Genomic DNA, 24,986 nt, shown 5'->3' on the forward strand with positions numbered 1-24,986 from the left:
TGTCTCTACATTTCAGTATTAATGCGACGATAGACGGCCGCTAAAAGGCTGTAGAGACCAAACGCAAAGAGCCCAAGGGCGACAAAGGCAAGCAACCACTGACCGAAAGGTTGGCCTCGCAGTGTGCTGAATACTTCTCCTATACCACCTGCTTGATTAGGGTTGATTTGGTAGGCTGCAATGATAAAAAAGCTGCCCACGATCACGAAGACGAGACCGCGTATCACTAAGCCGAATCGACAGATCGGGTAGGCCCATTGTTGAGTTTGTGGTGGCATCGCAAAGTGTTTATCGAATTTTGCTTTGTAGCCTTTGATTGCATGGGCAATACCAACACCCATCAAGATTAAACCAACCCCGCCAACTAACCATCGCCCAAATGGCTGCTGCATCAACCAACCTGCTACGCCTTGCGAGCCGCCGCTGGAATCCCCAGAAGAGCCTGCAAATTGGAAGATGAGCGTTGCGGCAAAAAATGCCAGAAGAATATAATATGCGTAATGGCGCTTGCTAATAAGCCCGCACGAATCGCTAAGCCTTTTGCATCTTTACCATGATGGTCGGTGTCTTTAATGGCTTGGATGGTGCGCCACATAGCATAGCCGACCAAACCAACAGCAATAAGGCCCAACATGCTTTTACCAAAGGGAGCGGTAAGTACTCGCTCTAATGCGCCGCGGCTGCCTTCGGTCTGGCCGCCTTGCCCAAAAGCTGCCAGGGCGGCGAGGCCACCCACTAATACATAAACGATGCCGCGAGAAGCGTAGCCCATTCGGGCGAAAAGGGTAATCGCATCACGATGATCTGGGTTATTCATACGATTGGCCATGGTGTCCTCCTGACGTTAATGGCATTGCGAATTCCTTCGCAATCTGGCTTATATAGAGCTTGTCTGGCGGCCCATACTGTGCACGTGATGTGCTATTGTCCAGCGTAGGCCAAGTTAACAGGCTATTCGCTATTTTTTTGATGATGCGAGCAGAAGATGAGCTGTAAGTCTTTAGGTGCTGGGTCTCCAAGTTCTGGGTCGCCTCCGGTTTTTTGGCGCGACTCACGACTGCCCTATGTCGAACTACGTAAAATCAGCGATGCAAGGCAAGTGTGCTACGCCCCTCATAGCCATGTTCACTGGTCGGTAGGAGCCGTTACGTCAGGCAGCAGTACGTTTCGTTATCGGGAGTCGACTTATCCTATTAGCGCTGGTGACTTAGTCATGATGAACCCCAATTGGGTTCATGCATGTAACCCCATCAAGAATGAGCCTTGGGCATATTTGATGCTCTACGTGGACGCGCAATGGCTAGCGGATTTACGTTATCAAATAGGCACGCTGGATACCCCCGTCTGGAGTGATATCGATACGGCGGTGGTCTCTCAGCCAGCGCTTTATGCTCACTATTGCGAAATGGCGGCTTGCTTATTGGATGAACAACACGCCCTCTCTTCCAAGCACGCGTCAGTGACAGGGTTTCTTACAACATTAATGTTGGCATTGACGCATGAGACAACCGTCTCTAGGCCGCAGCCGCCGGATGGCTTGCAGGCTGCGGCTGCCTATTGTGACGTGAATGCACCTTTTGATGTGTCATTGGAAACGCTATGTCAGTTAACCGGTTATAGCGCTGGCCATCTTATTCGTGCGTTTAAGTACCACTATGGGCTTACCCCCCATGCTTATCTGATTAATCGCCGTGTACAGCTTGGCCAGCGGGCGCTTAAGCAGGGGGAGTCGATCGTTAATTCAGCTCTGTTAGCCGGTTTTAACGACCAACCCCATTTCCAGAGAACCTTTAAGCGGTTAGTGGCGGCGACACCCAACCAGTATCGTTATCCGCTACTCAAACAACAGGAAAATAGCGCTGGCAGCTAGACCAACAGCCAGTGTGCGATTAATAGCAAGTAGTATGAATGGACGGTGAATATAGCGTTTAAGAAAAGCACCTGCATAAACCCAGCTTGCCAATGACAGCCAACAAATGGGTAGGTAGAGAGCAGCGAAGAGCCATAACTGGTAGGGGTCATTACTGCTGGTATAAGCCCCAATGCCAGCGGCAGACGCCAGCCACGCCTTAGGGTTTAACCACTGCATCATCGCGCCGGTCATAAAACCTGGTGGCTTATCTGTACTCTGGCCTCGAACCAAACCATTATGCTGGAAAAGCTGGTAGCTTAAGTAAAGTAAGAAAAGTAGACCTGCCCAACGTAATATTTCCTCCAGTAGCGGTAGTGCGTTCAGAAGTGAGTAGAGCCCCGCGCCAATCGCCAGGAAAAGCACTAGAAACCCTAGGGTTGCACCCGTAACAAAGATAAGCCCTTTGGCAATAGGGTAGTGGGTACCGCTACTCAGGCAAACAAGGTTGACTGGGCCTGGGGAAATAGACGCGGCAAGAGCAAATGCTGACATTGGTAACAGTAGTGAAACGCTCATTGTTATCCTCCTAAACAGAGTCAAGAGCTTGCAAGAGCGCGGGAAAAGAGTATTGAACAAAATTGAGATGCCACGATATTGCGCAAGATTCGGGTAGGCCTGATGACACGGGCTAGTTAAGCTTGTGTTGTATTCAGAGAGCCCTATGCTTTTCCTCGTTTAGCTTCGGTGAGAACGTCTTTATGAATGACTATGCCCGTATCGAAAAAGCGATGGCCTATATGGTGGCCAATGCCGCTAGCCAGCCAAGTTTGGAAGCGGTGGCGGCGCAAGTACATTTGAGCGCTTACCATTTTCAGCGGCTGTTTTGTCGTTATGCGGGTATCAGTCCTAAGCGTTTTTTACAGGCGTTGACCTTGGAGCGGGGTAAACAACTGATCGCATCGTCAGAAAGTCTTACCAATACTGTGCATGCGCTAGGACTAAGCGGTGGCTCGCGGCTTTATGATCACTTTGTGCAGTTAGAAGCGGTCACGCCGGGTGAGTTTAAACGCCAAGGGGAGGGGGTGGAGATTGCCTATGGCGTGCACCCAACTCCTTTTGGCGAGATATTGGTGGCGATGACGCCAAGAGGAATTTGTCGGATGGCCTTTGTGGCGTCTACCAGCCAGGAAGCATTGCTCACACAACTAGCAAAACAATGGCCACGCAGTACGTTATGCCATCGCCCTGATGCCACTCGCTATGCGGTAGAGGCTCTGTTTACAACATCTGCAGAAACGACCAAAAAAGCGACACCTGCCACACTGTCGCTCCACGTGAGCGGTACTAATTTCCAGATTGCTGTTTGGCGCGCGCTGCTCACCATTCCTGAAGGGCAGTTGGCGAGCTATTCGCAAATTGCCCAGGCACTTGGCACGCCGAAATCATCTCGCGCAGTCGGAAATGCGGTGGGTGCTAACCCTATTGCACTGTTGATTCCTTGCCATCGAGTGATCCAACAAAGTGGTGCGCTAGGCGGCTATCGCTGGGGAATTGAAACCAAGCAGCAGGTCCAGGCCTGGGAAGCGGCGCAGCATTCCTCCTTGCTTGAGCCGCATTAACGCTGACTTAGTGTCCAAATACCGACCAGCCGGTCTCTTGAGCAAACATTTCCAAGGCGCGCGTACCCAGTAGGCTATTGCCGTATTTATCCAGCCCCGGTGACCATACGGCAAGCGAACCACGCCCAGGAGCAATAGCTAAAATTCCTCCGCCTACGCCACTTTTACCGGGCAGACCAACGCGGAAAGCAAACTCACCCGACGCATCGTAGTGGCCGCACATCATCATCAGTGAGTTAATCCGCCGCGCTCTTTGGGGCGATACCACGCGTAAACCACTTGGCTGATTGACACCATCCGATGCCAAAAACAGTCCGGCGTGAGCAAGCTGTTCGCAGCTCATGGCAATCGCGCATTGGTGAAAGTAGGTGCCGAGCACTTTATCGACATCGTGGCGCAGGCGACCAAAGGCTTTCATAAAATGAGCCAGAGAAGCGTTGCGGTCTTTGTGCTGCATTTCGGAAGCCGCTACCTGATGGTCAAAACAGATACTGTTATCGTCGGCGATATAACGCACAAAGCTAAGAATTTCCGCCAGTGTCTCTTTAGGCTCGTGACCCATCATGATGGCATCAACAATCGCAATCGCCCCAGCATTAATAAACGGATTACGCGGTTTACCGCTTTCATGCTCAAGCTGCACAATAGAGTTGAACGGGTCGCCAGAAGGCTCACGCCCGACCCGCGACCATAATCCATCGCCCCATTTCCCCAGCGCAATGGTTAGCGTAAAAACTTTGGAAATGCTCTGGATTGAGAACGGTGTGGTGGCGCAGCCCGCAGAAAAGCGCTGGCCGTCTACCGTAGCTAAACTGATAGCGAATTGGCTGGGGTCCACATGGGCAAGCTGGGGAATATAGTCAGCGACATTTCCCCGCTCGGTTTCAAGGGCAAGCTCAGCGGCAATCTTATTGAGTAACTCTTGCATGTAATACGAATTCGTTTGGCAGCGTGAGGCGCTACCCTAGCGGAAATTAGCAGGCTTGTCTGCTGGCGGTTGATACCGAAATGCCATGGCCTATGCACGTTGTTGAGAGGTCTTGTCCGTTGCTAACTATCTGTTCGGCGGCTACAGTTCGGCTACTCTCAGCAAGGGCCGACGGGCATGACCACATTAATGATTCAGGGAACTACTTCGGATGCGGGCAAAAGTACGGTAGTTGCCGGGCTTTGCCGCGTGTTAAAGCGCCGTGGTATTTCAGTCGCGCCATTTAAACCGCAAAACATGGCACTTAATAGCGCCGTTACCAGTGATGGTGGTGAGATTGGCCGCTCCACTGCGTTACAGGCGCAGGCAGCGGGTGTGGTTCCCCATAGTGATATGAATCCGGTGCTATTAAAGCCGGAGACGGATCGCGGAGCCCAAGTGATTCTACGCGGTAAAGTGCATGGCCATATGGATGCACTGGATTATCACGCGTTTAAGCGCACGGCGAAAGAGAGCGTCATGGCAGCATGGCAGGCCCTGGAAAGCCGCTTTGATGTGATCATTGCCGAAGGCGCGGGCAGTCCGGCGGAAATCAATCTGCGTAAAGGCGATATCGCTAATATGGGTTTTGCCGAAGCTGCAGACTGCCCGGTTTTATTAGTGGGCGATATTGACCGCGGCGGTGTGTTCGCTCAGCTAGTAGGAACACTGGCGCTACTAAGCGACAGCGAGCAGGCACGCATGAAAGGATTTATTATTAATCGTTTTCGGGGCGATATTGCTCTTTTAGAACCAGGGCTTGAGTGGTTAGAAGCGCGTACCGGCAAGCCAGTACTGGGAACCCTGCCTTACTTGCAGGGCCTACTGCTGGATGCTGAAGATAGCATTGGTCGGGTTCACGCTGAAAAAGCCAATCACACCCTGAAGGTCATTGTTCCCGCGCTGCCGCGTATCAGCAATCATACGGATTTTGATCCGCTGCGCTTACATCCCCAGGTATCGCTTACCTTTGTAGGGCCAGACCAACCGATTCCACCTGCTGATGTAATGATACTGCCGGGGAGCAAAAGCACCGCCAGCGATTTAGCCTGGCTTACACGCCAGGGCTGGAGAGAAGCGATTGCTCGCCATTTGCGCTACGGCGGCAAGGTACTGGGGATTTGCGGTGGTTTTCAAATGCTGGGCGAGTGGGTAGATGACCCGGACGGCTTGGAAGGCCCGCCAGGGAAAGTAGCAGGTTTGGGGCTGTTGCAGATGTCCACACGTATGGTAGCGGGCAAGCAGCTGCGCAATGTCAGCGGCGTCATGGTTGGGCAAGAAGCGGCTGTGACGGGCTACGAAATTCACAATGGTGTAAGCAACGGAAATGCACTCAATCGGCCGCTGTTTGATTTAGGTAGCCACGTGGATGGCGCTATCAGTATCGATGGCCAAGTGATGGGCACTTACTTGCATGGGTTGTTTGACCATCCTGAAGCCTGCCAAGCGTTGCTGACTACGTTAGGCTTAGAAAGTGCGGCCCCCGTTGATTACCGTGCCCATCGCGAGCAAGCGCTTGATCGACTGGCTGATACGCTGGAAGCGCACTTGGATATTGAGGCGGTGTTGGCGTTACTTATGCCTGTAGGTAGCGCTAAATAGTCTCTTTTCCCCAGTGTTCTAGAAGAAGATCAATAAATAACTGAGCGGTACTGGATAGGCTATGTGAGTTGCTGCGAACCAAGCCAATAGAGCGCTGAATGCGTGGTTCGGGCAGCTCCCGAGAGCAGAGCGTGTCGTGGTCTGGGCCGGGCATGGTCATGCGCGGCAAAATAGCCACGCCTAGCCCCGATTCGACCAGCCCTAATGATGTGGATAGATGTTGGACTTCGTAAAAGCTATTGAGGTGAATACCCTCTGCTGATAGGGCATTATCCAGTAGCGTGCGATTTCCACTATCTCGGCTCACCGTGATGAGTCGCACATCTTCAAGGTCGCTCCACTCAATTTTTTGTTTGCTAGCGAGCGGATGATCAGAACGTAACGCCAGTACAAAAGGATCTCGGAGCAGCGGTGTAAATCTCACCTCAGAGCTTTGCGCGCTGATCATGTTGATGCCGAAGTCAGCCTCGCCATTAATAACTTTTTCCAATCCCTCGTTAGCACTGACATCTAGAATCCTGATGCGTATGCCCGGCCACGCCTCGCTAAACACGCGAATGACACTAGGTAAAAAGTAGAATGCCGCGGTCGGCAAGCAGGCAATCGTCACAGTGCCTTTTTGGTGTGTGACTAACTCCCGAATCCCCAAAATAGAGGATTCATACTCCTCTAGCATGCGCCTGGCCCGGGGCAAAAAATCTGCTCCGATAGGCGTCAGTCGAGTACGCCTAGTCGTTCGCTCAAGTAGTTCAACTTCAAGGAGTTCTTCCAGCTTTTGGATGCGCCGAGTGAGGGCCGGTTGTGACAAATGCAGGCGCTGAGCCGCCTCATGAAAGGTGCCTAATTCAGCGACTAAAACGAACGCATGAAGGTCAAGAAATTCGAGTCTATGCAGCATAGTATTGTTGCGCGAAAAAGTTGGTTTAATAACCAAAACACATTAATGCAAAAAATGGATTTATAGCAATCTATATTTGCATTTGAGACATTAAAGATTGGCTGACATTCTCCGTTCATACAGTCATCGTGAACTATGGCGGAACGATATGAACAGCATTCCTTGTGTCATTATGCGGGGCGGCACCTCTCGAGGCCCCTTTATCCGTATGAAAGACCTGCCCAGTGATCAAGAGCAGCAGGCCGACATCCTGCTAAGTTTGATGGGGTCTGGGCATGCGCTACAGATTGATGGCATTGGAGGGGGCGACCCTCTCACTAGCAAAGTGGCTATTGTAGAGCGCTCATCGCACCCTGACGCCGATGTTGACTATCTATTTGCTCAAGTGGATGTAGTGAACAAACGTGTCGATTTCAATCCTAACTGCGGCAACATGCTCTCTGCTGTAGGTCCGTATGCCATAGAGACGGGGCTAGTGGAGCCCCAAAACGGAACTACGGTGGTGAAAGTACATAATTTAAACACGCAGCGGCTGATTGAATGCCATGTCCCCACACCGGGGAAACAGGTGCAGTACGAAGGCAGTGTCACCATTAGCGGCGTTCCGGGAAGTGCTGCGGGCATTCAGCTCAGTTTTTTAGACATCATGGGAAGTAAAACAGGCCACCTGTTACCCACCGGAAAAGCATGTGAAGAGATTGCGGGTGTCGAGGTGAGCTGTATCGATGCGGCTACCCCGATTATGCTACTGCGTGCCGAGTCGGTCGGATTGACCGGCTATGAGTTACCTGTTGAATTAGATGATAACGCGCCCTTGTTAACGCGTTTAGAAACCCTGCGCCGTGAGGCGGGGCTGCGGATGGGGTTGGGCGATGTTAGCCAAAGCGTTCTGCCAAAGGTCGTGCTTATTTCAGCGGCTGAAGCGGCATCGCATACGCTCAATGTTCGCTATTTTGTGCCTCATCGCTGCCACAAAGCCATTGCTGTAACGGGGGCAATAGCCGTTGCGGCCGCGATTAATGTGCCTGGTTCAGTTGCCAATGAAATGGCAATTGGTACCCAGCGGTTGTCCGCTGACCAACTTCTATCAAAGATTGTCTTAGAGCATCCTTCTGGCTCTATTGAGTTGACGGCTGAATATCGTCAGCAGAACGCGTTTGATCTAGCGCGTGTGTCGCTTATCCGAACGGCTCGTAAAATTATGAGTGGACAAATTTTTTATGCATCCCCTGCAAAGGCAGTGGGTAGTCACGCCATCGAAGCTGTTAATTAAATCACTCAACGAATATAACCAACCGACAATAATGAATAACAGGAGTTTCGCCATGACTACTCTAAAGAGAAAACCCCTCAATGCTCATAAATTGCCTGCTTTGCGCACAGTTTACAAAAAAGCACTACTTGTTGTTGCCTGTTCAGCGTTAGGCGCTACCAGCGTTAATACACAGGCAAGTGATGTGGGGGTGCCCGATACCATTCATTGGACCATTCCTTTTGGTGTCGGCGGGGGAACCGATGTGTGGGCACGCTTCTTCACGACCTGGATGAGCGACCATGTACAAGGTAACCCCACGCTGGTGATCGATAATGTGCCTGGCGGTGGCTCCATTAATGGCAGCAACTTGTTTGCCATGCGTGCTGCCTCGGATGGCAGTCAATGGATCGGCACCTCTGCCTCCACCCAGTATCCAGCCATGCTGCAAGATCGGCGTGTGCGCTATAGCTACGACGATTGGACACCTATTTTAGCTACCCCAACGGGAGGCGTGGTGTATGCCCAGCCTAAGCTAGGAAATACCGCAGAGGAGGTGCTAAGTGCGGTGGCCGATCAACGCGTTAAGTTTGCCGTACAAAGCCATACGGGGCTAGAGCTGCCGGTATTGATTGCGCTTGATTTGCTTGGGGCTGATGTGCAGGCCGTTTCGGGCATGCGTAGTCGTGGAGAGGGCAGATTAGCTTTTGAGCGGGGGGAGGCTGATATCGACTTCCAAACCACTTCTGCTTATTTCAGCAGCGTTGAGCCGCTGGTTGAGAGTGGACGGGCGGTTCCACTCTTTTCCCTGGGTATGCTCAATGATAACGGGGATATCGTCCGTGACCCAGCTTTCCCTGACTTGCCGACGTTCTATGAGGTGTACGAAACAGTTCATGGTGAAGTGCCTAGTGGTCCTGCTGCCGAGGCGTTTCGCAAATTTTTTGCCTCAGGATTCACACTTCAGAAATTGATCTTACTGCCTAAAGACGCGCCAGACGCATTGATTCAGGAGTATCGCGAAGCAGCACGTCGTTTTGTTGATACGCAAGCGTTTCAAGACGCTGCAATGGCCCAACTTGGCCCTTACACGCCCGTTGTTGGTGAAGTGGTAGAGCAGCACCTTCATGATGCTATGTCACTAGACGATGCCACGCGGCAGTGGCTGGTCGAGTGGTTGCTAGAGCAGCACGGCGCCCGTATTTAGCACGCCAATTAATACTACAAAAGCTCTGTTTAAGCAGTGCTTTTGGGCTCCCTTACACTAAACAACATAAGAGCCATCACAATGTTAGATGTCTTATTCTCCAGTTTGGGACAGTTGTTTACTGTTCCCCATATGCTGTACATGGTTATGGGTGTCCTCATTGGGCTCATTGTAGGCATTATTCCTGGCCTTGGCGGCATTGCTGGTATGTCGCTATTGCTGCCATTCCTCTATGGCATGGAGCCTACCGTGGCGCTGGGCATGCTGATGGGGTTAGTGGCGGTAATACCTACAGGCGATACCTTTGCCTCCGTGTTACTTGGCATACCAGGCTCCAGCGCTTCTCAGGCAACCGTGGTGGATGGCTTTGCGTTGGCCAAAAAAGGGCAAGCTGCACGAGCGCTTTCCAGTGCGTTCCTTTCTTCAATGATGGGTGGGCTAATCGGTGCGCTTGTGCTCACCGCATTTATTCTAATAGCCCGACCTGTTGTTCTGTCGTTCTCATCGTCTGAGCTGTTTATGTTAACGCTGCTGGGACTGTCCATGGTGGCAGTGCTTTCTGGTAAGGATGTTTTTAAAGGCGTTGCCGCTTGCGGCGTTGGGCTGCTGGTCGGCACCATTGGAATGGCTCCTGCCACCGGAGAGTTCAGGCTGCCCTTTGAAATTGACTATCTCTATGATGGTTTGCCGCTAGTGGTGGTCGGTTTAGGTATCTTCGCACTGCCCGAAATCATTGATTTATTGGTAAAACGAGGCGCGATTGCCGAGCAGCCTTGTCAATTAGGCAAAGGCTGGAAAGAGGGCGTAAAGGATGTCGCTCAGCGGCCGGGGTTAGTGGCCCGCTGTGCGGGGATTGGTAGCTTAATGGGGACGATTCCAGGCTTGGCCGGCTCGGTGGTAGATTGGCTAACCTACGGCCACGCTGTGCAGAGTGCCAAAGATAAATCGCAGTTTGGCAAAGGCGATATTCGCGGCGTCATTGCACCAGAGTCTGCTAACAATGCGTGTGCCTGCGGGGCGATGGTACCCACTCTGCTGTTTGGTATTCCCGGTTCGGGCACGGCGGCGGTCTTCTTAGGTGGCTTGCTACTACTTGGCCTTCAGCCCGGTGTCAGCATGTTAGAGACGAATCTTGATCTGACGTACACTATTATTTGGTCATTAGCGCTCGCTAATATCTTAGGCGCTGCTCTCTGCCTAGGTTTAGCCAGGCCCGTGGCTAGCTTAACGCGGGTGCCGTTCGTGATTTTAGCGCCGCTGATTACCATCTTGATACTGTTCGCGGCCTATCAAGCGACGCGCTCGTTAGGGGATTTATTCGCCTTAGGCATTATTGGCGCTATCGGGGTGCTGTTCAAGCAAGCAAACTGGTCTCGTCCCGCCTTTTTGATTGGGTTTGTTCTGGCGCCTGGAGCCGAGGCGTATTTCTATCAAGCCGCTCAGTTTCAGGGGGTAGAAGCCTTTATGCGGCCTGGAGTACTGATCATTGGTGCACTGATTGTGGCATCACTGATTGTCCCCCCTTTACGCAGCTACCTGCAAAAGCGCCCTCAGGCCGAGCAGCCCTCTCCACATGCACTTCAGGAAGAGGTGGCTCCGCTGTCGCTGGGTGTGATCGATTTGGTATTGCTGGGCAGCTTATTGGTAGGCGCTGGGTATATGTGGTTGGCCTTTGCTGATCTTTCCCTACTAGGTGGGATGATGCCGAGGCTTGCGATGGCCATTATCGTGGCAGCGTGCCTGCTTGAAATTATCAGAACGGCCATCAAACCGTTGCAATGGCAAACCCAGGTGTTACGTCAGCATTTCTCGTGGGTGGCTGGTTTCTTCGCCTTAATTGGCAGCGTGATGATATTCGGCTTCCTGTTTACTGCAGCGGTATTTTGTCTCGGTTTCTTGCTTATGGTGGCGCGCATTAAGCCTGTTGTTGCAGTGGGGGTAGCGGCCGGAGTGACTCTTTTCCTAATTGGAATGGCGAATCTGCTCACCCTGACATACCCCTCAGGTATGTTGGCTGGGCTATAAAGCTGATTCACGTTAGGTATGTAAGCACAAAAAGTCATTAATTTGGCTTTTTGTGCTTAATAGCAATTAGAGGTCTGGACGCTTTGCCATCAAAGTAATTTCGACGGTGCTGCCCCCGCAAATATTTGGTGACTCTGTACAGGTGCGTGCTGGGTAGCGTCCTGGTTCAAAAAACTCCGCGTAGATACTGTCTAATGCATTGATCTGTCTTAAGTCAGCAAGATGAATGTCGACTCTAACAATATCCGCCAGACTGCCTCCCTCTTGTTTTAGCATGCGTTCAAGTTCGCGCATGACGAGTCGAGTTTCCTCTTTGACATCTCCACGGGAGGCTTTGCCGTTAGAAAGATCTGTAACCGTTAGTCCTGAAATAAACACATAATGATCATCGATAACCATGTGGCTACCAGGGAAACTCGGTTTGGGTAACGTGGGATCGTCGATATACTGTGGCATTGGCTCTCCTTAGCGACAAATAAGCGAGTCGCGCTTAGTGCGACTCTGCCACTAGAGTGTAGTTCCTTTGGGAGCAGAGGGTGGTGCTAGCGAAAGCTTTGCTCTAGGCTGGCGAACTTTTAAAGTTTTTCTGTTGTTGATGTGATTTTAAATTCTCATGAGAGAGCGTAATGAAGGTAGTTCATATTAGTCAGAGCGCCCCGCGTAATGCGTGTTTGGCAACCTTGTGTGCCAAGGTATACGGTCAGCAAGCTGGGTTAACGCCATTGGTAATTTTTACTGGCACTAAAAATGTGTTGTTTGACCAAGAGGCAGCCCGTTTGTTAGCGGGAGTCGATGGCGATGGTAAACCCCTGGCGCTAGCATTGCTGGTGTTGGATGAGGCTGGCGAGGGGATGACGGTAACTCACGCTTGCGAGTTTGTTGATGGTGCTAAAGCGCGTCTAATCAGCGAGTTAACCCTTAAGGCCCCGCTGCGCGTTGAGGTAAGTGATGCCACCCAAGAAGCGTTCTATCAGCAGTGCGGGTTTAAGCGCTGGTTTGATGGTGCACAGGGGCAGCGCATTGGTTTAGGCGCCCGACATCCTGCTAAGCATAGTAATGACCTGACGCCCACCTTGAGTCTTGATGAGGCGTTAATACTACGCCGATTTAAGCATGACCCCGCTGCATTTACTGAGGCCAAAGAGGCTTTTTTGTCAGGTTTGAACAACTTTCCTGCCACGCTGTAGGCTAAAAAACAACGAAGCGTTCCATTTTATGCAACGAACTTGCACGCTGATGTCATGATGTTGTCTATTTTCCTGGGTAAAATAGAGGCAAGTTTTATCTTTAATTAAAGGGAAAAGCGTATGGCGCTAGCAATGATGGATACTAATAAACGCTATGGGATAGTCAGTCGCCTGCTTCACTGGGGGATGGCACTATTATTTGTATGGCAATTCAGCAGTGCTGCAGCGCGGGTGTTTTTCGAAGACACTCCGCTCGAATCTTTTTTATGGGGTACTCACAGCCAAGTGGGCGTTGTGCTCTTGACGCTTGTTGTCGCGCGAGGTGCCTGGGCGCTAATGAACGCATCTCGCCGCCCGCCCTCGGTTAGTGTGATGGCAAAGCTGGGGCACTTGGCACTGTATGGTTTGATGATCGCAGTGCCCACGATTGCACTGATTCGCCAATACGGTTCAGGTCGTGCGCTGGATGTATTTGGGTTCAACCTAATGCCAGGCTTTGATGGTGAAGAAATTGCCTGGATGACAGAGCTTGGCGGTTTGCTGCATGGTGAACTTGGTTGGATACTGCTGGCGCTGATTGTAGGCCATGTGGTGATGGCAATTTTGCACCGTAAATTGACCAACCATGATGTGCTATCACGCATGACTTAGTGGGAAGCGTTAGTCGATTAGGTTTGCAAAAACAGCGCGTTCTATCGAACACGCTGTTTTTTTGATTAAAATTTCAGATGAGATAGTAATATTGTTCCTTTTGACGAGTTGCTACTTAGCTAACTCGCGCATGGCTGTCTCCAGCCCTTCCATGGTCATGGGATACATGCGGTCATCGATAACGTCACGAATTAACTGGGTCGAATAGGTGTACTCCCAGGCACGGGGTGGCATGGGGTTTAACCACGCCAAGCGTGGAAACGTATCAGCCAAGCGCTTTAGCCACACGCCTCCAGGTTCATCATTGAAGTGTTCCACGCTGCCACCCGAGTGAGTGACTTCGTAAGGCGACATGGCGGCATCACCGACTACCACCACCTGATAGTCCGCCCCGTAGGTGTGCAACACATCCATGGTCGGGATGCGTTCGTTACGGCGCCGCATATTGTTACGCCAAACCCCTTCGTAGAGGCAGTTGTGGAAGTAATAATGTTCTAAATGCTTGAATTCGGAACGTGCCGCTGAGAACAACTCTTCGCAGACACGAATATGATCATCCATCGACCCACCGACGTCTAAAAACAGCAGCACTTTAACCGCATTATGACGTTCTGGGCGCATTTGGATATTAAGCAGCCCCGCATCCCGTGCGGTTTCGCGGATAGTGCTGTCTACATCAAACTCGTCCAATGCCCCTTGGCGAGCGAACTTGCGCAGCCGCCGCAAGGCCATTTTGATATTGCGGGTGCCCAGTTCAAGCGAGTCATCGTAATCGCGAAAACGCCGCTCGTCCCATACCTTTGTGGCGCGTCGATGGCGTGAGCCATCTTGGCCAATGCGTATGCCTTCAGGGTTGTAACCATACGCTCCAAAAGGGCTGGTACCACCTGTGCCAATCCACTTGTTGCCCCCCGCATGGCGCTCTTTTTGCTCTTCCAGGCGCTTTTTAAACGTCTCGATCAGCTCTTCAAGACCACCCAGGGATTCAATTTTGGCTTTCTCTTCGTCGCTGAGCTGTTTTTCAAATTCACGTCGCAGCCACTCATCCGGAATGAGTGCCTCAATTGCCGAATCCATGTCTTCCAGGCCTTTAAACCAGGCAGCAAAGGCGCGATCAAAGCGGTCAAAGTAGCGCTCGTCTTTGACCATGACAGTACGCGCCACTTGATAAAACGCTTCCATATCGGCAAACACGACGCCACGTTCGACCACGGCGTGAAGATCAAGTAATTCGCGCAGAGAAACGGGCACACCGGCACGTTTGAGGGCATCAAACAGACCAATAAACATGGCTTAGCGCCCCGTACTCTTTTGGCGACGCATCATAAACGCCAGGCGCTCTAGCAGGTGAGTATCCTGCTCGTTTTTAACCAGTGCGCCCGCCATCGGCGGTAGGGCTTTGGCCGGGTCGCGGTTATAGAGCGCTTCCTGGGCCAGTTCGTCGGCCATTAGCAGCTTGAGCCAATCCACCAACTCTGAGGTAGAGGGCTTTTTCTTGAGCCCTGGGGCGTTGCGCAGATCGAAAAACACTTCCAAGGCTTCGCCGACCAACCTGGGGGCGATATCCGGGAAGTGAACATCCACAATCGCCTGCATGGTTTCGCGGTCGGGGAATTCGATGTAATGGAAAAAGCAGCGACGTAGGAAGGCGTCGGGTAGCTCTTTCTCGTTATTCGAGGTGATCACGATAATCGGGCGCTGTTCGGCGCGAATGGTTTCGCCGGTTTCATAAACATGAAACTCCATACGATCCAGCTCTTGCAGCAGGTCGTTGGGAAACTCGATATCCGCTTTGTCGATTTCATCAATCAGTAGCACCACGCGCTCGCCCGCGGTGAAAGCTTCCCACAGCTTGCCGGGCTTGATGTAGTTACCGACATTTTCCACCCCTTCAACGCCCAACTGGGAATCGCGCAGGCGGCTGACTGCATCGTACTCATAAAGCCCCTGGGCGGCTTTGGTGCTGGACTTGATATGCCAAGTAATCAGCTTAGTGCCCAGGGATTCAGCGAGTTCCTCGGCCAGCAGTGTTTTACCGGTACCGGGTTCACCTTTGATGAGTAGTGGACGCTGTAGCACAACCGCGGCATTGACTGCCTGTTTGAGTGCATCAGTTGCAATGTAAGAAGAGGTTGAATCAAACGCCATGGGGGAGCCTCGGCTTGTCGAAACGAGTTGTTTAAAAATAGATTCAAACAAGTGTACGTGAGGGTAAACCCCATGGCCAACTAGTGGATAGAGCAATTGGCTATCAGCCCTGCCAGTTGGGGGGCACAATCCCTTGGCGCTGCATTTGCCGATATACCGTGGGACGCGAAACGCCTAGCTCACGGGCAACCGCGCTGATATTCCAGTGATGTTGCTTGAGCAGATCGATAAGTGAACCTGAAAGGGCTTCGCTGGCGTTCGTTTCAAGTTTGGCCGACGCGTTGCAGGTAATTCGCTGGCTAAGGCACTGTTCTGGCAGGTCGTGAACGGTGATTTCGTCACTTTCCGAAGTGGCCAGGGCAAAAGCGAGAGCGTTTTTAAGTTGACGGATATTGCCGGGCCAAGAATAAGCGAGCAGCGCACTGATGGCATCTGCGCGCAGGCGCGGCGAGGCACGCGTGGCGCGTTCGGCAGCGACGTCTTCAAACACGCGGCGAATAACAAATAGCTTATCGGCGCGTTCGCGTAGCGCGGGCAGTCGAAGCTGAGCACCGTTGAGCCGGTAGTAGAGGTCTTCGCGAAATTCCCCTTGCTGGATCATTTCTTCGATATGGCGATGGGTGGCCGTAATAACGCGAATATCGATTTTAACTGGCGTGTTAGCCCCCAGCGGCATCACTTCCCGTTCGGCCAGCACGCGCAGCAGTCGGGTTTGTAGCGCTAACGGCATATCACCGATTTCGTCTAAAAACAGCGTGCCTCCATGGGCCTGTGGAATGAGCCCGCGCATCCCTTTTGAGCGGCCGCCGGTAAAGGCGCCAGGTTCGTAGCCAAACAGTTCGCTTTCAATCAGTGACTCGGGAATGGCCGCACAGTTGACGGCAATAAATGGTTGTTTGGCGCGGTTGCCGCTTTCGTGCAGCGCCCGTGCAACCACCTCTTTACCGGTGCCGGTTTCGCCGCTAATCAGCACGTTCACGTTAGCTTCATTACGCAAGCGGTCGGCCAGTTTTTGTACTTTGCGCATCGCAGGGTCGTCGGCACCCAGCCGAGCTAAGGGTTCCGGCAGTTCAGAAGTAAGCGGTGTTGCCCGTTGCGCCATGCGGGGACGGCGGGGTTCCAGCAGGCTTATAAAGTGGATGGTGTTGCTGGCGCGAGCGCGGAAGGCACGCAATTGATCATCAGTACCGCTATTAATGCTGAGTATATCGGCGATTTCGCACTCAAATAGTTCGCCAAGCATTGGGGTGTAATTTGCGGACCAAGGTGGCCAGCGGTGCTGGTGTTCGGCGATTAGCTCGCGGCCCACGGCGTTGGCGGCGATCACCTGTCCATTCTCTTCAATGGCGATTAAACCACGCCCGTTGACGTGCACAAATTCCCGCGAGGTATCTAGACGCACCATCAGGCAGTCGCGGTAGCGCTGAAGAAAATAGGCATCCTCAATCATGCGTGCATAAAGCGTTACCAGCGATAGGCTGAAATTCTGGCTTTCGTGCTGGGTAGGCGACTGCAGCGCGGAGATATCTAATACCGCCATCACATTACCTTGAGGATCCGCAATAGGAGCGGCGGTGCAGGTCAGCGAGATATGGGATGCATCGAAGTGTTCTTGGCGGTGGCAGATGATGGCCTGACGATCATGTAAACAGGTGCCAACAGCGCAGGTGCCGGCAAAGCGTTCATCCCAGTCAGCCCCCAGGTATAGGCCTGCTTTGCGTAATTGCTGATCCTGGTTGGGATCACCGCGAAACTCAACGGTAATGCCGCGGTGGTCGGTGACCAGTAGCACGTAGCCAAGCTGAGCTATTTGTCCATAGAGCTGATCGACCCCGGCACGGGCGACATGCAGTAACTCATCGACGGACTCGCGGTGCTCAATCAGTGTTTGCTGGGGCACTACCCGCGCTGGGCGTGGATGAGTGGGGTCTAGTTGATATTCGTTCAGGCAGCGCAGCCAGGAGCGACGGATGGTAGCCTGCGCAGGCAAGCAGGGAGCCTCTAGCCCTTCACCGAGCTGAAAAATATGCTCGATATGTCGACGCTGTTCAGACTGAAGCTGTGTAGTTGTCTGAAACTGTTTAGTGGCGTGCGTGTGATGCAGCATGGCGTTACTCAATGGGCGCTGTTGTTATTGTCCTTTTAGCCTATGCGCTTTCCCCCCAGAGTCAACGTGGGCTGCTTACGCCGTTAGTCGTGCGTTACACCTGTAACGTTTAGCTGTAAACAGCGTGACAGGTGTACGGCACTTTCGCTGTTTTATCTATTTGTCTGTATGTGGATAAATTATATATTTTTCAGCTGCTTATTTTTTATATGGTTGGTTTGGCACGGCGGCTGCTATGTATTGGGTGCATCACAGTTAACTCAACAATAACAAATGCACATGGAGTACCCGCTATGTCAAAGATAACGGCACAAGTCCAGCAAACCCCCACGGATACTGTTCAAGCGTGGCTGCACGATTTCGATACTGCTCTTCAGGCCCAGGATATTGAGCGCGTGCTGTCACTGTTTGGAGACGAGTGCTACTGGCGTGACTTTCTTACGTTTACCTGGAATTTAAAAACCTGCGAAGGCAAAGATGAAATTCAGGCCATGCTTAATGCCACGCTCGATAACGCACAGCCTACGGACTGGCAGTTAGACGGCGAGGCCACTGAAAACGGCGATATCTACGATGCGTGGTTTACTTTCAATACAGCGGTTGCCCGTGGAAAAGGCTATTTGCGCCTAAAAGAAGGCAAGTGCTGGACGTTGCTAACCACCATGCAAGCACTGAACGACTACCCTGAGCAGTGCAATCACCATCGTCCCAAAGGGGCTGAGCACGGTGCCAATAAGCAGCGTGAAACGTGGTTGGAGTCACGGGAGCGTGAAGAAGCGGAGCTGGGCTACACCCGGCAGCCTTACTGCGTGATTATTGGCGGTGGCCAGGGTGGTATTGGTTTAGGCGCACGGCTAAGGCAACTGGGCGTGCCAACGATCATCATTGAGCGAAACGAGCGCGCGGGAGATTCCTGGCGTAACCGCTATAAGTCGCTCTGCTTGCACGATCCAGTCTGGTACGACCACCTTCCTTATATCCCCTTCCCAGATAACTGGCCTGTATTCGCCCCGAAAGACAAAGTGGGTGACTGGTTGGAAATGTACACAAAAGTGATGGAGCTCAATTATTGGAGTTCAACCGAGTGTCAGAATGCTAGCTACGACGAGGTCGCAGGTGAGTGGGTGGTTAAGGTTAAGCGCAACGGCGAAGAGATCACGCTACGGCCCAAGCAGTTGGTAATGGCTACCGGTATGTCTGGGATGCCGAATGTGCCTAAATTCCCAGGGGCAGAAAACTTTGAAGGTGAGCAGCAGCACTCTAGCCAGCACCCTGGGCCGGACGCCTATAAAGGTAAGAAGTGTGTCATCGTTGGCTCTAATAACTCGGCCCATGATATTGCCGCTGCGCTATGGGAGCACGATGCCGATGTCACCATGCTGCAGCGTTCATCTACCCATATTGTGAAGTCAGACTCACTGATGGAAGAGGTGTTAGGGCCGCTTTATTCGGAAGAGGCTGTGGCGAATGGGTTAACCCATGAAAAAGCCGATCTAGTGTTTGCCTCGATCCCTTATAAGGTGCTGCCGGATTTCCAGCGCCCCGCCTTTGAGGCGATTAAAAAGCGCGATGCTGAGTTTTACCAAAAGCTTGAGAAAGCGGGTTTTATGCTCGATTTCGGTGACGATGAATCGGGTCTGTTTTTGAAGTATTTGCGCCGCGGTTCGGGTTATTACATCGATGTAGGTGCATGCGACTTGGTGGCCAGTGGCGATATCAAACTGCGCAGTGGCGTAGGTATTGAGCACATTAATCCGCACTCCATCACGCTGACTGATGGCAGCGAGCTTGATGCTGACTTGATCATCTATGCCACCGGCTATGGCTCGATGAATGGCTGGGCGGCACGGCTTATTTCTCAAGAAGTGGCCGATAAAGTGGGCAAGTGTTGGGGATTAGGTTCCGACACCACCAAAGACCCCGGCCCATGGGAGGGTGAGCTGCGCAATATGTGGAAGCCCACTCAGCAAGAGGCACTGTGGTTCCATGGCGGCAACCTACACCAGTCGCGGCACTATTCACGTTATTTGGCGCTGCAGTTAAAAGCACGCATGGAAGGGCTAGACACCCCTGTCTATGGTCTGCAGCCAGTTCATCACAGAGCATAAGACATAATTGCATAACTAAGGGGTAGCTAATGAGCCAGTCAACGATGCAGGCAGCGGTTTGGTATGCAGCGAAAGACCTTCGTGTTGAGCAAATGCCAATACCGACGATTAACGACCCTCATGAGGTAAAGGTCAAAGTAGCTGCGTGTGGTATTTGTGGTAGCGATTTGCACGAATACGCCGCTGGGCCGATTTTTATTCCGGTCGGTAAGCCGCATCCAATTAGCGGCGAGCAAGCACCGATTATCATGGGGCACGAATTTGCTGGTGAAGTGGTTGAGGTAGGCGACAAAGTAACACGGGTAAAAGTGGGGGACCGCGTTGCCATAGAGCCGATTCTTTCACCTAATCAGAACGGCGCTTACCAAATGGAGCGCTACAACCTCACGCCGCTATTGGGTTTCCATGGCCTTTCTGGCGGCGGCGGTGGCTTCTCGGAGTTCACTGTGATGGGGGAGCACATGGTGCATAAGCTGCCGGATGATCTCAGCTTCGAGCAAGGGGCATTGGTAGAGCCAGCGGCGGTTGCTTTGCATGCAGTTCGTCAAAGTAGTTTGAAAGCGGGGGATAGCGCAGCAGTATTTGGCGCTGGCCCAATTGGGTTAATGACTATCGAAGCACTAAAAGCAGCAGGCGCCGCTCAAATTTACGCCGTGGAAGTAGCACCTTCACGTAAAGCCAAGGCCGAAACGCTTGGCGCTATTGTAGTGGACCCACAGCAAGAAGATGCAGTGGCTAAGCTACAAATGTTGAGCAACGGTGGCGTTGACGTGGCGTTCGAGGTGACCGGGATTCCGGCCGTACTGAATCAGTCTTTGCATAGTACTCACGAAGGCGGAGAAGTGATCGTGGTGAGTATTTGGGAAGGGGAGGCCAGTTTTCATCCCAACGACCTGGTCATTAAAGAGCGCACCATGAAAGGTATTATTGCCTATCGTCATGTTTATCCGGCGGTGATGGCGCTAATGCAGCGTGGCTACTTCCGAGCGGAAGATATGGTGACTCAGCGCATTCCATTAGCAGATATTGTTGAAGAGGGTTTCGAGGCGCTGTTGAGTGATAAAGCGCAGGTGAAAATAATCGTTACGCCCTAGCACTGCACAGAGCGACGACCCTAGGCCATCCTATGATGGCCTTTTTTAATGGTAGATTTAAATTAACTCTCAGCGCGACAACGCACGATTTAATTTTATTTCAAAAAAAATATTAATTTAACTATTTGATTTTAAATACATAATAATTTTAATTAGCAGAATATAAATATTGAAAATTAGTCGGATCAGCGACAAACGCTGAATTAATGCATACATTTTACTAATCAAAACGATCTAAGCAGTATTGCTGCATGAATGACGCTAACCAATACCGAATAAGAGGGGTGTAGCCATGGTAAAGGGTGAGCAAGAAAGGCTACGATCGTTGCGCCAACTGGCGCTTTTGGATACCCCTCCTGAAGAGCGTTTCGATAGGATTGTTCGGCGAGCCATCCAATTTTTTGGCGTAGAGACTGCGCTAATAACGTTAGTCGATGAAAATCGTCAATGGTTTAAATCCCGACAAGGAATGGCGCTTACCCAAACGTGTCGGCAAGAGTCATTGTGTGCCCATGCAATTCAGCAAGAAGGAATTTTTGAGATTGAAGATGCCAGGCTGGACGACCGTTTTAAAGACTTTGTTTTGGTAACAGCACATAGAGGCATTCGCTTCTACGCAGGCATGCCAATGACAACGGTGGATGGCTTCAGAGTAGGTACGCTTTGTATTATTGACTCCGTGCCACGGCGTTTAAATGAGCAGCAGCGTCAGGTGTTAAAAGATTTAGCAGCATGTGCTGAAGATGAGATCAACCGATCACGCTAGAAGCACTTCTCTGCTCAACGTTAAACGGAATTTCCAATAGGGCGATTCGTTATGAGGCAAAGCCAGCCTTTCATGCTCATAGATGGTGCGCTTTGGCACTGGCAACAACGCCTTTCAATAAGTATTCAGTCTTTATTTTTTATAAGGTGTTGTTTTTAAAAATTAAAATTTTAAGTGGCACGCAGTTCGCTATATATAAAGTAAGAAGCAAATGAACAGAGTCCCAGGCGTTAAATAGGTGTCTCTCCCTTCTTTGCTATATCGCCCCAACGACGATTGGTTAGCGATACGCTGAGTGAGCTGGCGTGCTCCACCTGGTCCCCTTCGGGGGACTTTTTTTATGCCTGTCATTTGTACCTGACGTTTATAACCGATGCTGTTGGCCGACTATGCTTGATATGTAAAACTTATATTAAAATAACACAACAAGTTTGGAAACGCTGTTCGATTGGTATATATTGTATAGGTAGCTGGAGTTACCGGCACCAATCCCAAGTAAGATGTAAGAGGATGACCCTGATGAGTAAATTAAAATTAGTATCTGCTGCTGTTCTTTCCGCTAGCGCATTGGTCGCCAGCCAAGCAGCACTCGCTTACGAAGCAGGTGACGTTTTCGTACGTGGTGGTGTCGCCCAAACGGATACGGGTTCTGGAAATGGCAATGTTGGCGCGGCAGATCTAAACGTACAAAGCGCGCGAGGATTTACGTTTGGCGCGGGTTACCTGTTCACCGATAAGCTTGGCGCTGAACTGAACAGCTCCGAGAAGTTTGAACACGACCTCAACACCAGTCCTGGTGGCAGCGCAGGCAGCGTAGATCGTTTGCCAATTAATCTGATGGTTAACTACTATCCGATGGGCGGTTTGGACTCTAAAGTTCAGCCCTATGTCGGCGTTGGCTTGAACTACACTCGCTTCTCAGGCGAGCCCACTGGCCTAAGCGTGGATGAAAGCTATGGCGCGATAGGTCAGGCGGGGGTTGATTTAGCGGTTACCGATAACGTCATGCTGAATGGTTACGTTAGCTACGCAGACGTGAATGCCGACATTAATGCAAGTGGTAACAAGGTCGGTGAAGTAAACATGGAACCAGTCACTATCGGTGGTGGCGTTACTTACCGCTTCTAACGGTTCGATCTGATAGTCGCCCGGCCCGGGGAATTAATCCTCGGGCCGGGCGTTTTGCTTATCAGGGGGTCAAGTTTTTGAAGCCACTCTCTGTGACGACAACGTTATCTTCAATACGGATGCCGCCACAGTTGGCTAACGAATCAACGGCTCTCCAGTTAATCGGCAGTGCCTCGTCGCGCAATGGTTTCAGCAACATAGGGATATAGTAGAATCCAGGCTCTATGGTTACTACCATGCCTGGGCGCAGTGTACGGGTTAAACGTAGCGCTGGGTGTTGTTCAGGAGCAGGTGAGGGCGTTCCGTCTGGATGACGAAGCCCTGCCACATCATGAACCTGTAGCCCCAACGAATGCCCTAATCCGTGTGGGCAAAAGGCCCGCGTAATCCCCTCATCAACTGCCTGTTCTGCACTACCCTGAAAAAGATCATTGGCAATCAGAATATCTGCCAACAAACGATGCATTTGCTCATGTAGCGCCATGAACTCCACGCCTGGAGCAACGCTTCGGACAAGCGTGTCTTTTAACTGGTGGATACCGTCAATTAAATCGCGATAGAGGGCTGGCGCGTCAGGGCCTGCATAAGTGCGTGTAATATCAGCGCAGTAACCGCGAAAACGGCGACCAGCGTCCACCAGTAGGCTATGTCGTTGCGTGGGACTTTTTAGATCATAGTGTTGGTAATGTAATACGCCCGCATGATCATTCAGTCCTATGATGTTCTGATAGGGGACATCGGATTCACGCTGTCTGCTGGCAGCTAGGTAGGCCAGTTGAATATCTAACTCTGCCGATATGCCAATAAAAGCAGCCTGCGCGGCTTGATGCCCTGCTATAGCAAGTCGGTTAGCTTCGCTCAAACAGGCTATTTCATAAGCCGTCTTAAACATGCGAAGTTCATCTAGCGCCTTAATCAGCGGTTCGGGCTGATACTGCGCGTCTAATGCTTGTCGCGTGGTGGCCTCAATATCGCCGATCACGGCAGCGCGACCGGCTAACGTTGGCGTAGTTTTTTCACTACATAGATGAATATCAAACTCAGTCACCCATGGCTCTTCAGGCAGGCGAGTAGGCAAATGCCAGAAATCCGCTGGCGCATACAAGTACAGCTGTGGGCGCTTGCCTGGTTGAATCACCAGCCAACTGTGCTGGATATCGGCTATGCCTACCCAGTGCATAAAATGGCCGTAAGTCTGGAAGGTTGGCGTTTGGTCGTCGCCAAAGTGTGGGGCTGTGTGGCCGCTATAGATAGCCAAGCTATCGAGACGGTGACTGTCTAACAGGTCTGAATACGCTTGCTGTAAATGCGCTAGGTGTTCGCGCTGCAGGTTAAACAAAGAAGCTGACATTCAAGTAGTGTCCTTTTTTCAATGACGGCTCGGTCATAAACTCTGATGACGGTAACACGTTGGGTAATAACCTTAACTGTTGGCTTAATTGCGCAGCGGAGCGAGCTCACTCCATAGGCTATCCAGCTCTGCGTGATGCTGGTTTTGATGCCGATATAGTCGCAGTTCCATCGGGACATCCCAACGGCTATCGCCTGCTCTGATTAATGTGCCGTTGGAGAGCTCAGCGGCTATGTTGCGTTCAGGTAGCCAGCTCATGCCATAGCCGAGAAGCACCAGCTCTTTAATACCCGCCGCATAGAGATTTTCACTTTGCGCCATGAGGTAGGTGCTCTGCGGTAGGCGAGCGAGATGCGCCTTTACCGCTGAGCCCAATAGGCCCCGCTTTGGATAGGCCAGCCAAGGCGCGGGTTGCTGCCGTGAGCCGGGCAGCAACGCACAAGGTGCGCCATTAGCATCTAAGCCTGTAACAGGAATCAAACGCTCGTGGCCAATGACTCGATACGTGCAAGCACTGGTATCAATGTCTAGATCGCAACGCCCGATTGGCCAATAGCAAATAGCAAGATCGCATTCTGCACGGCCAAGTGCTTGAAAATAGTCGCTCGCCACCCAGCCAGTCGCTCGTAAGTACGGCTGTATACGCTCTTGCCAACCCGTAGAGGCAAGCCATTCTGGCAAAAACTGCGGGAGTAAGCTCTGCGGAGCAGCCACCATGATACGGCGCTGCTGTCCGGCGCTGATTTCTCGCACACGGTCACGTGTTAAACGCACGCGATCGGTTACCTGTTCGCAAAGCGTCAGGAACTCCTCTCCCGCGGGGGTTAGCGAAAGCGGCAATGTCTGCCGGTTGATCAGCGTCACGCCCATCTCTTCCTCTAGCAACTTAATGCGCCTGGAAAAGGTGGGCTGTGTGACGTGCTGCTCATCCGCTGCGCGAGAGAAGTGTCGTGTTCTGGCCAGGGCAATAAAGTCTTCTAGCCAGCGAATTTCCATGTCTTACCTCGCAGTGCTGCCAAACGTA

The 24,986-nt window shown here is 51.7% G+C and carries 23 protein-coding genes; 12 read left to right on the top strand and 11 right to left on the bottom strand.

What is annotated here, in order from left to right; genetic code table 11:
• Window positions 1-5: 5 nt before the first annotated feature.
• The gene (locus tag B6A39_RS19040) at window positions 6-515 is read right to left on the bottom strand and encodes a DUF1206 domain-containing protein (protein ID WP_332308480.1); all 510 of its coding nucleotides are present in this window, start codon (window positions 513-515) and stop codon (window positions 6-8) included.
• Window positions 404-829 (bottom strand): DUF1206 domain-containing protein, encoded by a 426-nt coding sequence (locus tag B6A39_RS19045; protein ID WP_232318760.1) that lies wholly within the window; start codon window positions 827-829, stop codon window positions 404-406. Before B6A39_RS19045 ends, B6A39_RS19040 begins: the two co-directional genes overlap by 112 nt.
• Window positions 830-985: 156 nt before the next feature.
• On the opposite strand from B6A39_RS19045, the gene B6A39_RS07415 reads away from it, so the two are divergent.
• Window positions 986-1,870: an AraC family transcriptional regulator gene (locus B6A39_RS07415; RefSeq protein ID WP_083003309.1), complete on the top strand. Its 885-nt coding sequence runs from the start codon at window positions 986-988 to the stop codon at window positions 1,868-1,870.
• On the opposite strand, the gene B6A39_RS07420 is transcribed toward B6A39_RS07415, so the two are convergent.
• Complete coding sequence (locus tag B6A39_RS07420) at window positions 1,835-2,428, bottom strand: LysE family translocator (RefSeq protein ID WP_083003311.1); 594 nt, start codon at window positions 2,426-2,428, stop codon at window positions 1,835-1,837. The genes B6A39_RS07415 and B6A39_RS07420 overlap by 36 nt on opposite strands.
• Before the next feature lie 182 nt (window positions 2,429-2,610).
• Here B6A39_RS07420 and B6A39_RS07425 point away from each other — a divergent pair, with 182 nt between their 5' ends.
• Window positions 2,611-3,471, top strand: a complete 861-nt coding sequence (locus tag B6A39_RS07425) for a bifunctional transcriptional activator/DNA repair enzyme AdaA (RefSeq protein WP_083003314.1) — start codon at window positions 2,611-2,613, stop codon at window positions 3,469-3,471.
• Between the two features lie 7 nt (window positions 3,472-3,478).
• Here the strand turns inward: B6A39_RS07425 and B6A39_RS07430 are convergent, their stop codons facing one another.
• Window positions 3,479-4,399 carry a glutaminase gene (locus B6A39_RS07430; protein WP_083003317.1) on the bottom strand — a complete coding sequence of 307 codons (921 nt, stop codon included), beginning with the start codon at window positions 4,397-4,399 and terminating at the stop codon, window positions 3,479-3,481.
• A 177-nt stretch (window positions 4,400-4,576) separates the two neighbouring features.
• Between B6A39_RS07430 and B6A39_RS07435 the strand changes: the two genes are divergently transcribed.
• A complete protein-coding gene (locus B6A39_RS07435; protein ID WP_083003320.1) occupies window positions 4,577-6,040 on the top strand; it encodes a cobyric acid synthase in 1,464 nt (487 codons plus the stop codon).
• On the opposite strand, the gene B6A39_RS07440 is transcribed toward B6A39_RS07435, so the two are convergent.
• Entirely contained in the window at window positions 6,033-6,938 is a 906-nt protein-coding gene (locus B6A39_RS07440; RefSeq protein WP_193061679.1) for a LysR family transcriptional regulator, read from the bottom strand. The genes B6A39_RS07435 and B6A39_RS07440 overlap by 8 nt on opposite strands.
• Window positions 6,939-7,086: 148 nt before the next feature.
• Here B6A39_RS07440 and B6A39_RS07445 point away from each other — a divergent pair, with 148 nt between their 5' ends.
• The 3 genes from B6A39_RS07445 (at window position 7,087) to B6A39_RS07455 (ending at window position 11,422) form a co-directional block, all read left to right on the top strand.
• Window positions 7,087-8,211, top strand: coding sequence for a 4-oxalomesaconate tautomerase (locus tag B6A39_RS07445; protein WP_083003322.1), 1,125 nt, complete (start codon window positions 7,087-7,089; stop codon window positions 8,209-8,211).
• 52 nt (window positions 8,212-8,263) lie between these two features.
• Window positions 8,264-9,397: a tricarboxylate transporter gene (locus B6A39_RS07450; RefSeq protein WP_083003325.1), complete on the top strand. Its 1,134-nt coding sequence runs from the start codon at window positions 8,264-8,266 to the stop codon at window positions 9,395-9,397.
• Between the two features lie 81 nt (window positions 9,398-9,478).
• Entirely contained in the window at window positions 9,479-11,422 is a 1,944-nt protein-coding gene (locus B6A39_RS07455) for a tripartite tricarboxylate transporter permease (RefSeq protein ID WP_083003328.1), read from the top strand.
• Window positions 11,423-11,488: 66 nt separating this feature from the next.
• Here the strand turns inward: B6A39_RS07455 and B6A39_RS07460 are convergent, their stop codons facing one another.
• Window positions 11,489-11,878, bottom strand: coding sequence for a RidA family protein (locus tag B6A39_RS07460; RefSeq protein ID WP_083003332.1), 390 nt, complete (start codon window positions 11,876-11,878; stop codon window positions 11,489-11,491).
• A gap of 170 nt (window positions 11,879-12,048) precedes the next feature.
• Here B6A39_RS07460 and B6A39_RS07465 point away from each other — a divergent pair, with 170 nt between their 5' ends.
• Complete coding sequence (locus B6A39_RS07465; RefSeq protein WP_083003335.1) at window positions 12,049-12,609, top strand: hypothetical protein; 561 nt, start codon at window positions 12,049-12,051, stop codon at window positions 12,607-12,609.
• Between the two features lie 120 nt (window positions 12,610-12,729).
• Window positions 12,730-13,260, top strand: a complete 531-nt coding sequence (locus B6A39_RS07470) for a cytochrome b (RefSeq protein WP_083003339.1) — start codon at window positions 12,730-12,732, stop codon at window positions 13,258-13,260.
• A gap of 111 nt (window positions 13,261-13,371) precedes the next feature.
• Here the strand turns inward: B6A39_RS07470 and B6A39_RS07475 are convergent, their stop codons facing one another.
• The 3 genes from B6A39_RS07475 to B6A39_RS07485 form a co-directional block, all read right to left on the bottom strand.
• Entirely contained in the window at window positions 13,372-14,550 is a 1,179-nt protein-coding gene (locus B6A39_RS07475; protein WP_083003343.1) for a vWA domain-containing protein, read from the bottom strand.
• Between the two features lie 3 nt (window positions 14,551-14,553).
• Complete coding sequence (locus B6A39_RS07480; RefSeq protein WP_009723563.1) at window positions 14,554-15,408, bottom strand: AAA family ATPase; 855 nt, start codon at window positions 15,406-15,408, stop codon at window positions 14,554-14,556.
• A gap of 103 nt (window positions 15,409-15,511) precedes the next feature.
• Window positions 15,512-17,515, bottom strand: a complete 2,004-nt coding sequence (locus B6A39_RS07485) for a sigma-54-dependent Fis family transcriptional regulator (RefSeq protein WP_083003346.1) — start codon at window positions 17,513-17,515, stop codon at window positions 15,512-15,514.
• Window positions 17,516-17,808: 293 nt separating this feature from the next.
• Between B6A39_RS07485 and B6A39_RS07490 the strand changes: the two genes are divergently transcribed.
• The 4 genes from B6A39_RS07490 to B6A39_RS07505 all read left to right on the top strand — a co-directional run bounded on the left by B6A39_RS07490 (window position 17,809) and on the right by B6A39_RS07505 (window position 22,611).
• Window positions 17,809-19,623 (top strand): NAD(P)/FAD-dependent oxidoreductase, encoded by a 1,815-nt coding sequence (locus tag B6A39_RS07490; RefSeq protein ID WP_083003350.1) that lies wholly within the window; start codon window positions 17,809-17,811, stop codon window positions 19,621-19,623.
• 29 nt (window positions 19,624-19,652) lie between these two features.
• Window positions 19,653-20,717 (top strand): 2,3-butanediol dehydrogenase, encoded by a 1,065-nt coding sequence (locus tag B6A39_RS07495; protein ID WP_269747992.1) that lies wholly within the window; start codon window positions 19,653-19,655, stop codon window positions 20,715-20,717.
• Window positions 20,718-21,009: 292 nt separating this feature from the next.
• Window positions 21,010-21,483: a GAF domain-containing protein gene (locus B6A39_RS07500; protein WP_083003353.1), complete on the top strand. Its 474-nt coding sequence runs from the start codon at window positions 21,010-21,012 to the stop codon at window positions 21,481-21,483.
• 519 nt (window positions 21,484-22,002) lie between these two features.
• The gene (locus B6A39_RS07505; protein ID WP_198036765.1) at window positions 22,003-22,611 is read left to right on the top strand and encodes an OmpW/AlkL family protein; all 609 of its coding nucleotides are present in this window, start codon (window positions 22,003-22,005) and stop codon (window positions 22,609-22,611) included.
• Window positions 22,612-22,672: 61 nt separating this feature from the next.
• Here the strand turns inward: B6A39_RS07505 and pepQ are convergent, their stop codons facing one another.
• Both pepQ and B6A39_RS07515 read right to left on the bottom strand, forming a co-directional pair.
• Complete coding sequence (pepQ, locus tag B6A39_RS07510) at window positions 22,673-23,962, bottom strand: Xaa-Pro dipeptidase (protein ID WP_083003359.1); 1,290 nt, start codon at window positions 23,960-23,962, stop codon at window positions 22,673-22,675.
• A gap of 84 nt (window positions 23,963-24,046) precedes the next feature.
• Window positions 24,047-24,958, bottom strand: a complete 912-nt coding sequence (locus B6A39_RS07515; RefSeq protein WP_083003362.1) for a LysR family transcriptional regulator — start codon at window positions 24,956-24,958, stop codon at window positions 24,047-24,049.
• Window positions 24,959-24,986: the final 28 nt, after the last annotated feature.

Source organism: Halomonas sp. GT, assembly GCF_002082565.1.
Classification (GTDB): Bacteria; Pseudomonadota; Gammaproteobacteria; order Pseudomonadales; family Halomonadaceae; genus Vreelandella.

Excerpts from the sequence above, each read along its gene's own strand:
- B6A39_RS19045 (WP_232318760.1), bottom strand. The coding sequence starts at position 829 with ATGGCCAATCGTATGAATAACCCAGATCATCGTGATGCGATTACCCTT.
- B6A39_RS07415 (WP_083003309.1), top strand. The coding sequence starts at position 986 with ATGAGCTGTAAGTCTTTAGGTGCTGGGTCTCCAAGTTCTGGGTCGCCT.
- B6A39_RS07420 (WP_083003311.1), bottom strand. The coding sequence starts at position 2,428 with ATGAGCGTTTCACTACTGTTACCAATGTCAGCATTTGCTCTTGCCGCG.
- B6A39_RS07425 (WP_083003314.1), top strand. The coding sequence starts at position 2,611 with ATGAATGACTATGCCCGTATCGAAAAAGCGATGGCCTATATGGTGGCC.
- B6A39_RS07430 (WP_083003317.1), bottom strand. The coding sequence starts at position 4,399 with ATGCAAGAGTTACTCAATAAGATTGCCGCTGAGCTTGCCCTTGAAACC.
- B6A39_RS07435 (WP_083003320.1), top strand. The coding sequence starts at position 4,577 with ATGACCACATTAATGATTCAGGGAACTACTTCGGATGCGGGCAAAAGT.
- B6A39_RS07440 (WP_193061679.1), bottom strand. The coding sequence starts at position 6,938 with ATGCTGCATAGACTCGAATTTCTTGACCTTCATGCGTTCGTTTTAGTC.
- B6A39_RS07445 (WP_083003322.1), top strand. The coding sequence starts at position 7,087 with ATGAACAGCATTCCTTGTGTCATTATGCGGGGCGGCACCTCTCGAGGC.
- B6A39_RS07450 (WP_083003325.1), top strand. The coding sequence starts at position 8,264 with ATGACTACTCTAAAGAGAAAACCCCTCAATGCTCATAAATTGCCTGCT.
- B6A39_RS07455 (WP_083003328.1), top strand. The coding sequence starts at position 9,479 with ATGTTAGATGTCTTATTCTCCAGTTTGGGACAGTTGTTTACTGTTCCC.
- B6A39_RS07460 (WP_083003332.1), bottom strand. The coding sequence starts at position 11,878 with ATGCCACAGTATATCGACGATCCCACGTTACCCAAACCGAGTTTCCCT.
- B6A39_RS07465 (WP_083003335.1), top strand. The coding sequence starts at position 12,049 with ATGAAGGTAGTTCATATTAGTCAGAGCGCCCCGCGTAATGCGTGTTTG.
- B6A39_RS07470 (WP_083003339.1), top strand. The coding sequence starts at position 12,730 with ATGGCGCTAGCAATGATGGATACTAATAAACGCTATGGGATAGTCAGT.
- B6A39_RS07475 (WP_083003343.1), bottom strand. The coding sequence starts at position 14,550 with ATGTTTATTGGTCTGTTTGATGCCCTCAAACGTGCCGGTGTGCCCGTT.
- B6A39_RS07480 (WP_009723563.1), bottom strand. The coding sequence starts at position 15,408 with ATGGCGTTTGATTCAACCTCTTCTTACATTGCAACTGATGCACTCAAA.
- B6A39_RS07485 (WP_083003346.1), bottom strand. The coding sequence starts at position 17,515 with ATGCTGCATCACACGCACGCCACTAAACAGTTTCAGACAACTACACAG.
- B6A39_RS07490 (WP_083003350.1), top strand. The coding sequence starts at position 17,809 with ATGTCAAAGATAACGGCACAAGTCCAGCAAACCCCCACGGATACTGTT.
- B6A39_RS07495 (WP_269747992.1), top strand. The coding sequence starts at position 19,653 with ATGAGCCAGTCAACGATGCAGGCAGCGGTTTGGTATGCAGCGAAAGAC.
- B6A39_RS07500 (WP_083003353.1), top strand. The coding sequence starts at position 21,010 with ATGGTAAAGGGTGAGCAAGAAAGGCTACGATCGTTGCGCCAACTGGCG.
- B6A39_RS07505 (WP_198036765.1), top strand. The coding sequence starts at position 22,003 with ATGAGTAAATTAAAATTAGTATCTGCTGCTGTTCTTTCCGCTAGCGCA.
- pepQ (WP_083003359.1), bottom strand. The coding sequence starts at position 23,962 with ATGTCAGCTTCTTTGTTTAACCTGCAGCGCGAACACCTAGCGCATTTA.
- B6A39_RS07515 (WP_083003362.1), bottom strand. The coding sequence starts at position 24,958 with ATGGAAATTCGCTGGCTAGAAGACTTTATTGCCCTGGCCAGAACACGA.